This window comes from Mesorhizobium sp. B2-4-17, from assembly GCF_006441275.1.
GTDB lineage: Bacteria > Pseudomonadota > Alphaproteobacteria > Rhizobiales > Rhizobiaceae > Mesorhizobium.
In genome coordinates this window covers 84,126-95,586 of sequence record NZ_VFUX01000007.1, presented here as the reverse complement: position 1 = coordinate 95,586, position 11,461 = coordinate 84,126, and the positions used below count along the sequence as shown (strand labels likewise).

The following is an 11,461-nucleotide window of genomic DNA, read 5'->3' as shown; positions in this document are numbered from 1 at the left end:
AAACATGTCGCGAACTCTCGTGCTCGTCCGCCACGGCCAGAGCGAATGGAACCTGAAGAACCTGTTCACCGGCTGGCGCGACGTTGATCTGACCGAGCAGGGCCACGCCGAAGCCAAGGCCGCCGGTGAGAAGCTCAAGTCGCGCGGTTTGAAGTTCGACATCGCCTTCACCTCGGCGCTGACCCGGGCGCAAAAAACCTGCCAGCACATTCTCGACGCCGTTGGCCAGAGCGACTTGAAGACGATCCGCGACCAGGCGCTGAACGAGCGCGACTATGGCGACCTCTCCGGCCTCAACAAGGACGATGCCCGCAAAAAATGGGGCGAGGAGCAGGTGCATGTCTGGCGGCGCTCCTATGACGTGCCGCCGCCTGGTGGCGAGAGCCTGAAGGACACCGGCGCCCGCGTCTGGCCCTATTACCTGCACGACCTGCAGCCGCATGTGCTGCGCGGCGGGACCGTGCTGGTCGCCGCCCACGGCAATTCGCTGCGCGCGCTGATCATGGCGCTTGACGGCAAGTCCGGCGAGGAGATCGTCAAGCTGGAGCTCGGCACCGGCGTGCCGGTCATCTACACGCTGAACGCCGATTCGACCGTGGCTTCGAAGGAAGTGCTGGAGGGCTGACAGGTCAGTCGCATCCGCCAATTATGGACGTGGCGCTGCCCCTCATCGCCCTGCCGGGCATTTCTCCCCGTGAATGGGGAGAAAGAAGCTGGCCGCGACGCTGGCGCCATTTCTGCGACGCTGGCGATTAGCGAAATCGCCGGTGAGAGCGCCCCTCGCCCTGTTTACGGGGAGAGGATGCCGGCAGGCAGGTGAGGGGCAGCGCCGACGTTAACAGCATAGGAGCCGGCTACCCTTGAAAAAAGCGCGTTGACAGCAATCGCTTGCCCGCTTATTGAGCCCGCACCAGCCCAGATGGCGGAATTGGTAGACGCGCACGGTTCAGGTCCGTGTTCCGCAAGGAGTGGAGGTTCGAGTCCTCTTCTGGGCACCAAATTCCCGTTTCGAATCGTTCGACGGTTCAGAGACCCAAAGAGAAAACGCCCGGTTCGCCGGGCTTTTTCTTTGTCTGAAGCGTCGTTGCCGGACCGCCACCGACTGTCAGCGAACTGACAGGTCCCCTGTTCCAATGTTCGTCCGACCGCGATCACGTTTCCGATCCTGCAACACTCGCAGGCAGGATCGCCGCTCGTCGTTCAAGTACGGCCAAAGGGCTCGGCACGACAAAGCTTTGACATGATCGCGGCTAGTTTGGAAACGATGCAGAAATCGGAAGGCTCAGATGAATCCCACCTACACAAACGCGCAGAAGGCCATGCATTGGGCGGTGTTTCTGCTGGTCATCGGGCTTTATGGCCTGACCTATGTGGCGGACCTCTTTCCACGCGGCGATCCCGGCCGTGCGCTCGTCTGGTGGCTCCATATCTCGTTCGGAATGTTGCTGTTCGCGCTGGTGGTGATCCGCCTCGGCCTGCGCCTGGCACTGGGAACGCCCGGGTTGCCGGGGGAAATGTCAGAACTGGAACGATGGGCGGCCAAGGTCGCGCACCTGCTGCTTTACGCGCTGCTGGTGGCCATTCCGGTCCTCGGCATCCTGCTCACCTGGTACAGGGGTGACGCGCTGAGCTTTTTCGGCCTTTTCACCGTTCCGGCTCCGGTTGCGCCCGATCGCGACACGGGCCGGTTCATAAGAGAGTTGCACAGCCTGTGCGCCAATCTCATCCTCATTCTTGCCGGACTGCATGCGGCGGCGGCGCTATGGCATCATTTCATCCGCAGGGACGATGTGCTCAAGCGCATGCTGCCGGAGACGGCGGGCTCCTGAATGCGGCGTCAAATCCCGGGCGATTGTTCTTCGGCTGCGAATCGCGACGTTGGTTTCAAGTCTCCCCGATCTCGTCATCGCGGCGCGATGGCTTGGCGGCCAGCAACCAACCTCCCCTCCCGGCTAGGCGCTGAACAAACCGCTTCAAACCGTCCTGGCGAGGCGCTACGCTCGCGGCCATGTCGCAAGCCACCAACCCGATCTTCTCGACCCGTCGCGATCAGGCGTTTCCGACGCTGGCCGAGGCCGACATCGAACGCATGCGCCGGTTCGGCGAGGCCAGCGCCTATGCCGCCGGCGAGCACATCGTCAAGGCCGGCGACGTGGCGCCCGGCCTGATCGTCGTCCTGTCGGGCAGTGTTGACATCACCCAGGATGGCGGGCTCGGCCGGCGTGAAACGCTCATCACCCACGGTCCAGGCAGCTTCGTCGGCGAGTTGGCGCAGCTTTCGGCCCGCCCCTCGCTGGTCAATGCCGAGGCCGCCGAGCCGGTCGAGGCGTTCGTCATCCCCTCGCGGAGGCTGCGCGACCTGATGGTACAGGAGGCCAATCTCGGCGAGCGCATCATGCGGGCGCTGATCCTGCGCCGTGTCGGACTGCTCGAAAGCGCCACCAGCGGGCCTATCATCATCGGACCGCTCGACAATGCCGACGTGTTGCGGCTGCAAGGTTTTCTGCGCCGCAGCGGCCTGCCACACCGGGTGCTCGATTCCGGCAGCGACCCCTGCGCGAAAACCCTGGTCGAGCGCTTCAACGTCGATCCGCATCATCTGCCGGTCATACTGTGTCCGAACGGCAGGCTGCTGCTCAACCCCGGCGAGAAGGACCTCGCCCGCTGCATCGGCCTGGTCAGGCCGATCGATGCCGACACGGTGTATGACGTGGCCATTGTCGGCGCCGGGCCGGCCGGGCTCGCTGCCGCGGTCTACGCGGCGTCCGAAGGGCTGTCGACAATCGTGCTCGATTGCCGTGCCTTCGGCGGACAGGCCGGCGCGTCCTCGCGCATCGAGAACTATCTCGGCTTCCCGACCGGCATTACGGGCATGGCGCTGATGGCGCGTGCCTACAATCAGGCGCAGAAGTTCGGCGTCGAAATGGTGATCCCCGACGAGGCCAAGCTGCTGAGCGCCGCGCCCGACATGTCGGGCGCCCGCTACCTGCTCGATGTCGGCGACGGCGAGACCGTGCGGACGCGCAGCGTGGTGATCGCCAGCGGCGCGCGCTACCGCCGCCTCGATGTCGCCAACCTGTCGCGGTTCGAGGGAACGTCGGTGCATTATTGGGCCTCGCCGATCGAGGCGCGGCTTTGCGCCGGCCAGGAGGTGGCGCTGGTTGGCGCCGGCAATTCGGCCGGACAAGCGGCCGTCTACCTAGCCAGCCATGCGCGCAAGGTGGCGCTGCTGGCGCGCGGCGGCAGCCTCGATGCCAGCATGTCGCGCTACCTGGTCGAGCGCATCAAGGCGCAGCCGAACATCGAGGTGCTGACCGAGACCGAAATCGAGGCGCTGGAGGGCGAGGAGGGCAACCTTGCCAGCGTGCGTTGGCGCAACCGCGTCAGCGGCGAGGGAACGACGCGCCCAATCCGCCATCTCTTCCTGTTCATCGGCGCCGACCCGAACACCGACTGGCTCGCGCAATGCAACGTGGCGCTGGATGCCAAGGGTTTCATCCGCACCGGGTCGGAGTTGGGAGATGGGCACGGCCTGATGGAGACCAGCCGCAGCGGGGTGTTTGCCATCGGTGACGTCCGGTGCGGCTCGGTCAAGCGCGTCGCGGCGGCTGTCGGCGAGGGTGCCCAGGTGGTCGCGGCCTTGCATGCTTATCTGGCGCGAGACGGCAGTCATGCCACTGAGAGCAATTCCAGGGAAAGCGCGTAGCGCCGCTTTCCCTGGGGATTTGCGCAAAAGAAATGATTGAGCCTCAACTGGCCAGGAGAGTGTGATGGCGGACGAATGCAAACATGCGGCTGGGATCAAGGACGTGACGCCGAGCGCACTCGGTTGCGAGGAGTGCCTGAAGAGCGGATCGTGGTGGGTCCATCTGCGGCTCTGCCGCACCTGCGGCCATGTCGGCTGCTGCGACGATTCGCCCAACCGCCACGCCACCAAGCATTTTCATGCCACCAGTCATCCCGTCATCGAGGGCTATGATCCGCCCGAGGGCTGGGGATGGTGTTTTGTCGACGAGATCTTTCTCGACCTCGGCGACCGCACGACTCCGCAGAACGGACCGATCCCGCGGTTTTACTGAAGTTTCGAAGAGCCAGGAAAAAGCGGTTCGGCCCGATTTATCGCACCGAGCCGGTGACCGTGCGGTCGACGTCGGGAACGGATTTGCGGTCGTTCCCGGCAAGGGCCGCGATGAGCAGCAGGCTGGCCACGACCGGGACGAACAGGACGGCGATTCGGGCCTGGACATGAAGAATGGCACGCCATTCGTTGCGCTTTTCGGGGCTGTTGCTCATCATACTCACTTTGTCATGCCCCCCAAGGCGTCACATAACCGTGAACGGTTAAGCAACTCCTTCCGGCTTTGTTAACTGGTTGGGACTCAAGCCCGGTCTCAGCCCAGCCCGATCCGCCTCGCGCCCTGCCGGAACAGTGCTTCCGCGTCGGGCTCGAAACGGAACGTCCCGATAAAATCCTCGCTCGAATAGTGCGGCAATGCCCTTCGGATGGCGGCGGCAAAGCCGCGCGCCTCCTCGAGCCGGCCGGCCAGCGCCAGGCAGTGCGCGGCGATCGCCAGGATGATGGCGTGCGCATTGGGCCGGGCCGCCGCCTTCAGCGCCCATTCGGCCGCTTCCTCGAACTGGCCGAGCCGGACATGCGCCATGGCTCTTGCGCCCAGCATGCCGAACAGCAGCGGGTCGAAGGGGCTCAGATGGCGCGAATGGTCGGAGGAGCCGATCGCCGCCCGCGGATCGCCCGACTGCGAGTGGACGAAGGACAGCGCATAATGACCAAGCGCGAAATTGGGGCTGAGATCCACCGCCCGTTGCAGTTCGACGAGCGATCCGTCCTGCGCGCCGCGCAGCCATAGCGCTCGCCCCATGGCCCAGTGCGCGGCCGGATTGTGGTCGTCGACCAGCAGGCTGTGGCCGGCGCTCTCGAAGGCCAGCGCGCTCTCCCGGTCGCGGTCGCCCCAGCGCTGGAACGCGTTCTGCCAGTGGGTGAAGGACAGGCCGGCATAGGCGCGGGCAAAGGTCGGGTCCAGTTGCAGCGCCCGGGCGAAGAAATGCCGCGCCTGCTCGTTTTCCGCCTGGGTGAAGCGGTACATGTGCCAGAGGCCGCGATGATAGGCTTCCCACGCGTTGAGCGAATTGGGCGCCTTCAGCATGGCGCGGTTGCGCTCGACCGTTTCGATCTCGGCCGATATCGACGAGACGATGCTGTCGCCGATGTCGTCCAGCACCGCGAAGATGTCGTCGAGCCGGTGCTCGAATGTCTCGGCCCAGACGATCCTGGCCGTGCGCACCTCGACGAGCTCGACGCCGACGATCACCCGGCCGGTCAGGCTGCGCACCGTGCCGGTGGCGACATAGTCGACGTTCAGTTTTCTGCCAGCCTCCTCGGGCGCGATGGCCTTCTCGGCCAGTGCGAACACCGATCCGCGCGCGATGACGAAGAAATCCCTGAGCTTGGCGAGACGGGTGATGATGTCGTGTGTGAGGCCATCGGCCAGTCCGCCGCGCGCGCCGCTTTCCTCGGCAAACGGCATGACTGCCAATGACGCATGCCTCGGCTCGACCGGGCCATCATCACCTGGAGTGGCGACAAGCTGCGATGCCGAGGACAGGCAGGCCGGCTGCGCTTGCTGCGCGGCGCTTGCCCGTTGGTCACGGATCGCCCGCCAGGCCGCGCGAAGCGGTGCGAAATCCAGGTCCTCCGATTGAAACAGCTGTTCTGTTGCCGCCAGATGCTGCTCGGCCGCGCCGATCTCGCCACGTCGGACCATGCTGGCCAGCAGAGCCAAATGCGCGCGCCCGTCGAACGGCGCCAGTTCCACCCACCGGTCGAGATGGCCGATCGTCTCGTCGCAATCCGGCGGCAGGGTTTCAACGAGCTGTTCCAGCACCGCCACGTGGCACGAGTTGAAGCGGCGGCGTTGGGCGATCAGCCAGCTGTTGAAAAGCGGACTGCGCTCCAGCTCCAGCTCGTCGAGCAAATCGCCGGCGAAGAGCCCGGCCAGCGCCCGCAGCCGCTCCACATCAAGCGTGCCAATTCCTTGCGCCGTGGCGCGGCTGATCTCCAGCGCGTCGACCAGGCAACCGTCCAGATCGAGCGCGACCATGTCGCCCTGCGTAGACACCCGGCGCCGCTCCGGCGCGTCGAGCACACCGCGCAGCTTGCTCAGGCACCAGCGCAGCTCGCCGCGAGGATCGTTGGGCACATCCCAGAACAGCTCGCACAGGCGGCTGCGCCCGACCGGATGCGGCGCCAGCGCCAGATAGGCCAGCAGCGCCCGTAGTTTGCGCGATGCCGGCAGTGCCACCGGCACGCCGTTGCGGGAGATCGTCAGCGATCCGAGCAGGCGCACGGACAGGTCCGGCATCTCGCCGTCCTGCCTCGACCGGGCGGATTCCACGTGCGTTTCCACGCCTGCTCCCACGCTGGCCTGTCGGCCTCTTGTGTATCACTGAAACCGACAACGCGCATCCGAAGGCGGGTTTCCCCGCTGGCTGCGGCCATTGCCGCATCGCCGGCACGTCAGTCCTAGCGTGGCAAGGTCTCGAAAACTCGCCGCCCAAACCGCCGGTCTGTAACCGGCCCGTGAAATTGAAGACGATCAGGATCGAGGAGATCAAAGATGTTGAATAAACAAAAGATCAGGACCACCGCTGGGCGCGGCAGGCTGTTCGACAGCATCCTGGACACGGTCGGCGACACGCCGGTGGTGCGCATCAACAACCTCGCACCGGCGCACGCGACGATCTACGTGAAGGCCGAGTTCTTCAACCCGGGCGCCTCGGTGAAGGACCGGCTGGCGCTCAACATCATCGAGGAGGCCGAACGCAGCGGCGCGCTGAAGCCGGGCCAGACGGTCGTCGAGGCAACCAGCGGCAACACCGGCATCGGGCTTGCCATGGTGTGCGCACAGAAGGGTTATCCGCTGGTCGTCACCATGGCCGACAGCTTTTCGGTCGAACGCCGCAAGCTGATGCGCATGCTGGGTGCCAAGGTGGTGCTGACGCCACGCGCCGAAAAGGGTTTCGGCATGTACAAGAAAGCGGTCGAGTTGGCCGAGGCCAATGGCTGGTTCCTCGCCCGCCAGTTTGAAACCGCCGCCAATGCCGCCATCCACGAAGCGACGACGGCGCGCGAGATCATCAATGATTTCGCCGGCTCGCGGCTCGACTGCTTCGTCACTGGCTATGGCACCGGCGGCACCGTCGTCGGTGTGGCGCGCGTGCTGCGCCGCGAGCGGCCCGACATCCGCATCGTACTTGCCGAACCGGCCAATGCGCAGCTGATCGGCAGCGGCAAGGCGCAGCAGCGCGGCGCCGATGGCGCCCCCGCCGCCAGTCATCCGGCTTTCGAGCCGCATCCGATCCAGGGCTGGACGCCGGATTTCATCCCCAACGTCCTGCAGGAAGCGATCGACGCCAGCCTCTATGACGAGGTGATGCCGGTTGCCGGACCCGAAGGCATCAAATGGGCCAAGGCATTGGCGCGGAAGGAAGGCATCTTCACTGGCATTTCCGGCGGCGCCACCTTCGCCGTGGCGCGGCAGGTTGCGGAGAAGGCGCCGGCCGGATCGGTGATCCTGTGCATGTTGCCCGATACCGGCGAACGCTACATGTCGACGCCGCTCTTCGACGGCATCGAGGCGGAAATGGACGCCGAGGAGACGGCGCTGTCGCGCTCGACGCCCGGCTGCCAGTTCCCGGCGGCGTGACAGGAGGCCGGTCATGGATGTCGCGCGGCAATCGCTCGAAATACTGGACGAGGAAACGCTCGATCCCTCCGACTGGACCGAGGCGCAGGCTCTGTCGCACCGGATCATCGACGATGCTGTCGATTATCTGCGCGGCGTGCGCGATCGCCCGATCTGGCGGGAGATGCCGGCGGATGTGCGAGAGGTCTTCGCGGCAAGCCTGCCGCGATCGCCGGCGCCGCTGGCCGCTGTCTATGACGAGGTCTCCCGCACCGTGATGTCCTACCCGATGGGCAACATCCACCCGCGCTTCTGGTCCTGGTATATGGGGTCGAGCAACTTCACCGGCGCGCTCGGCGACTTCCTCGCGGCAATCCAGGGCTCCAACCTTGGCGGCGGCAACCATGCCGCCGCGCTGATGGACAGCCAGGTGGTCAACTGGTGCAAGGAAATGCTGGGCTTTCCCGCGTCCGCTTCCGGCACGCTGGTCAGCGGCGGCTCGATGGCCAACATCATTGGGCTGACCGTGGCGCGCAACACCAAGGCCGGCATCGATGTGCGCGAGCAGGGCGTCGCGGCAATCGAGAAGCCGCTGCGCTTCTATGGCTCGGACCAGATCCATTCCTGCCACCGCAAGGCGATGGAAGCACTCGGCCTCGGCAATCGGGCATTGCGCCGAGTTCCGACTGACGCGAGCTTGCGCATCGACATCGATGCCTTGCGCGCGGCGATCGCCGAGGACCGCGCGGCGGGTTTCGAACCGGCCTGCGTCATCGGCAATGCCGGCACGGTGAACACCGGGGCGATCGACGACCTGCGCACGCTTGCCAAGCTGGCGCATGAGGAAGGCCTCTGGTTCCATGTCGACGGCTGTATCGGCGCGCTGATTGCCATTGCGCCGCAAAACGCGCATCTGGTCGCGGGCATCGAATGGGCGGATTCTGTCGCGCTCGATCCGCACAAATGGCTGCATGCGCCGTTCGAGGTCGGCTGCGCGCTGGTCAGGGATGCCGCCGCGCATCGCAAGACATTCGCGGTGACGCCCGAATATCTGGAATCGACGCCGCGCGGCCTAGCCTCCGGCGAATGGCTGCACGATTACGGCCTGCAGACGACGCGCGGCTTTCGTGCGCTGAAAGTGTGGATGGCGTTGAGAGAACATGGGGTCGACAAGTTCGGCCGCCTGATCGACCAGAACATCGCGCAGGCCCTCTATCTCGCCGGGCGGATCGAGGCCGAGCCATTGCTGGAACTGGCCATGCCGCCAACCATCAACATCGTCTGCTTCCGCTATCAGCCCGGGATTGCCGGCGAGCCGCTGAAGGCGCTCAACATCGAGATCATGCTGCGGCTGCAGGAACAGGGCATTGCGGCACTCTCCGACACCACCGTGCATGGCGAGCACTGGCTGCGCGTCGCCATCGCCAACCACCGCACCCGGCGTGACGATCTCGATCTTCTGGTGCGCGAAACGGTGCGGTTGGGACGCGGGATCGCGGCGGAAGGGTCATCCGGGGATTAGCTCCAAAACGCGAGCGACAGGCATGGGCGGCCATGCGATTCTGTGGCCGTGATTCGGGAGATCCGACCGTGATGCTCTTTCGTATGGCCGTGCTCGCGGCCTTGGTCTGTGCCACCTCGGCCGAAGCCGCCGAAATGGCCTTCTTCGTCAAGAACCTGCGCGAGCAAGCGGTTGCCGTCGAATTGTTCAGCCGTGACCGCGAGACGGTCTGGCCGGGTAACGACCAGGTGTTCCTGATCGATCCGGGCTCCCGGAAATCGGTGCCGATCTCGTGCAATCAGGGCGAGCGCATCTGCTATGGTGCCTGGGTCGACGGCGACGACAGCATCTCCGCTGGCGTCGGACCCGATAACGACCAGCCCTGCGATACCTGCTGTTTCATCTGCGTCGAACATTCGACCGAAACCATCGACCTGGTACCATAGGGAGCAGGCAAGGACCTGTCGGACCCAAATTAAGTCGGGGGTCGAGGCACCAGCCCCACTTTCGCGACTCAACACAGCGTGCCATGGTCGCGTCGCGGCCGGGTGGGCCGCTTATCCAGGGGGTTACCATGTTCTACGCCTACGCGCGCCGCACCTTGGCCGCGCTTTCACTTGCCATGCTGATCGCGCCGTCGGCCCATGCCGGCGATGTCACCTTCGCCATCAAGAACAGCCATCCCAACGCCATGCGCGTCGAGCTCTACAGCCAGGACCGCGACTATGTCTGGCCGGGCAACGGCAAGGATTTCTATCTCGACGACGGCGAGACCAAGTCGCTGCCGATCTCCTGCAACGAGGGTGAATCGATCTGTTACGGCGCCTGGGTCGATGGCGACGAAGGCACCTATTGGGGCGTCGGCCCCGGCAACAAGGAGAAATGCGAGGATTGCTGCTACACCTGCAGCGGCGGCGAAACCGAGGAGATCAACCTGGTCCCCTGACCGGTTTGCCAGCTTGACGGTTTTCCCGTTCGAGCCATAGCTTGCCCAAACACCCAATGCGCGCCGCGTCTGTCGTTCGGACGCGGCGCGCTCCAGGCAAGGGAGCCCAGCGATGGCCGACATGGTCGAAAGCGACGAGATCGATGTCGGGTTTTCCGGCAAGCGCTGCATCCATTCGCGCAATTGCGTGCTCGGCGATCCGCATGTCTTCGTGCCCAACGCGCCGGGGCAATGGATCCATCCCGAGGCCGCCAGCGTCGAGAAGATCGTCGCCATCGCCGAGAGCTGCCCCTCGGGCGCCATCACTTACATCAGGAAGGATGGCGGACCGCAGGAGCAGCCGCCCGTGGTCAACACGGTGCGCGTCCGGGAAAACGGCCCGCTTGCCGTTCACGCCCAGATCGTGCTCGACGGCGAGACGTTCTTCCGCGCCACGCTCTGCCGCTGCGGCGCGTCGGAAAACAAGCCGTTCTGCGACGGCAGTCACACCAAGGCAGGGTTCACGGCCACCGGCGAACCGGCGCTGAAGGACACGCCGGCCCTCGAAGCGCGGAATGGCCCGCTCAATGTGACGCCGACGACAAACGGTCCGCTCAAGATCGCGGGCAATCTCGAAATCATCACCGGCACCGGCCATACAATCGACCGCACCACGGTCGCGTTCCTGTGCCGCTGCGGCCATTCCGCCAACAAGCCGTTTTGCGATGGCAGTCACAAGAAGGTGGGATTTGCGGGGTAGGTGAGTAGCCATCTCCCCCCTCGTGGGGGAGATGTCCGGCAGGACAGAGGGGGGCACCGTAGAGCGCTAACTTCAACACCCAGCGAACAGTGACAATGCCTCATACGCCATTGCCTCCAAGACATCGCGCAAACGCCAGATCGATGCGCAAGGTCATGACATTAGCCGAGTTGAAGCTCTGGAACGAGCTTCGCGCACACCGGTTGATGGGGCTTGGCTTCCGCCGACAATTTCCAATCGCCGGTTACATTGTCGACTTCGCTTGTCCGGAGAAGAAACTTGTCATCGAAGTCGATGGCTCCCAGCATGCGGAAGCCGATGTGGTCGCCAGCGACGAAGCAAGGACGTCGCGCCTGGAGCAAGACGGCTGGACCGTCCTGCGCTTCTGGAACGAGAATATCATTCGCGACATCGACAATGTCTGCCAGCATATTGTGATTGCGGCCGGGCTTGATGGCCCGTCTTCAACAAATCGGCTGGAGGTGCTGTAGTCGCGGTGAGGCTGGCGGGACAGCGCCCCCCTCTGGCCTGCCGGCCATCTCCCCCACGAGGGGGGAGATTGGCTCTCCTGC

Annotated in this window: 12 protein-coding genes and 1 tRNA gene; 11 read left to right on the top strand and 2 right to left on the bottom strand. The window is 64.9% G+C overall.

Annotated features, from left to right (window positions below):
* Window positions 1–4 precede the first annotated feature (4 nt).
* The 5 genes from FJ548_RS07735 (at window position 5) to FJ548_RS07715 (ending at window position 4,079) form a co-directional block, all read left to right on the top strand.
* A complete protein-coding gene (locus tag FJ548_RS07735) occupies window positions 5–625 on the top strand; it encodes a 2,3-bisphosphoglycerate-dependent phosphoglycerate mutase (protein ID WP_140610634.1) in 621 nt (206 codons plus the stop codon).
* A 288-nt stretch (window positions 626–913) separates the two neighbouring features.
* Window positions 914–998 (top strand) — tRNA-Leu (locus tag FJ548_RS07730).
* 288 nt (window positions 999–1,286) lie between these two features.
* Window positions 1,287–1,829 (top strand): cytochrome b, encoded by a 543-nt coding sequence (locus tag FJ548_RS07725; RefSeq protein WP_140610635.1) that lies wholly within the window; start codon window positions 1,287–1,289, stop codon window positions 1,827–1,829.
* 179 nt (window positions 1,830–2,008) lie between these two features.
* Complete coding sequence (locus FJ548_RS07720; protein ID WP_140610636.1) at window positions 2,009–3,706, top strand: cyclic nucleotide-binding domain-containing thioredoxin-disulfide reductase; 1,698 nt, start codon at window positions 2,009–2,011, stop codon at window positions 3,704–3,706.
* 64 nt (window positions 3,707–3,770) lie between these two features.
* On the top strand, window positions 3,771–4,079 hold the full coding sequence (locus tag FJ548_RS07715) for a UBP-type zinc finger domain-containing protein (RefSeq protein WP_140610637.1): 309 nt from the start codon (window positions 3,771–3,773) through the stop codon (window positions 4,077–4,079).
* Window positions 4,080–4,116: 37 nt separating this feature from the next.
* Here the strand turns inward: FJ548_RS07715 and FJ548_RS07710 are convergent, their stop codons facing one another.
* Entirely contained in the window at window positions 4,117–4,296 is a 180-nt protein-coding gene (locus tag FJ548_RS07710) for a hypothetical protein (protein ID WP_140610638.1), read from the bottom strand.
* A gap of 95 nt (window positions 4,297–4,391) precedes the next feature.
* On the bottom strand, window positions 4,392–6,380 hold the full coding sequence (locus tag FJ548_RS07705) for a BTAD domain-containing putative transcriptional regulator (protein WP_140777562.1): 1,989 nt from the start codon (window positions 6,378–6,380) through the stop codon (window positions 4,392–4,394).
* 255 nt (window positions 6,381–6,635) lie between these two features.
* On the opposite strand from FJ548_RS07705, the gene cysK reads away from it, so the two are divergent.
* From cysK to FJ548_RS07675, 6 genes are all read left to right on the top strand, one after another.
* The gene (cysK, locus tag FJ548_RS07700) at window positions 6,636–7,724 is read left to right on the top strand and encodes a cysteine synthase A (protein WP_140777561.1); all 1,089 of its coding nucleotides are present in this window, start codon (window positions 6,636–6,638) and stop codon (window positions 7,722–7,724) included.
* A gap of 13 nt (window positions 7,725–7,737) precedes the next feature.
* The gene (locus tag FJ548_RS07695) at window positions 7,738–9,225 is read left to right on the top strand and encodes an aspartate aminotransferase family protein (RefSeq protein WP_140777560.1); all 1,488 of its coding nucleotides are present in this window, start codon (window positions 7,738–7,740) and stop codon (window positions 9,223–9,225) included.
* Window positions 9,226–9,296: 71 nt separating this feature from the next.
* On the top strand, window positions 9,297–9,650 hold the full coding sequence (locus FJ548_RS07690) for a hypothetical protein (protein WP_246678588.1): 354 nt from the start codon (window positions 9,297–9,299) through the stop codon (window positions 9,648–9,650).
* 128 nt (window positions 9,651–9,778) lie between these two features.
* Window positions 9,779–10,150 (top strand): hypothetical protein, encoded by a 372-nt coding sequence (locus FJ548_RS07685; protein WP_140765778.1) that lies wholly within the window; start codon window positions 9,779–9,781, stop codon window positions 10,148–10,150.
* 112 nt (window positions 10,151–10,262) lie between these two features.
* On the top strand, window positions 10,263–10,889 hold the full coding sequence (locus tag FJ548_RS07680; RefSeq protein ID WP_140777558.1) for a CDGSH iron-sulfur domain-containing protein: 627 nt from the start codon (window positions 10,263–10,265) through the stop codon (window positions 10,887–10,889).
* Between the two features lie 143 nt (window positions 10,890–11,032).
* Window positions 11,033–11,380: an endonuclease domain-containing protein gene (locus tag FJ548_RS07675; protein WP_246678582.1), complete on the top strand. Its 348-nt coding sequence runs from the start codon at window positions 11,033–11,035 to the stop codon at window positions 11,378–11,380.
* Window positions 11,381–11,461 lie beyond the last annotated feature (81 nt).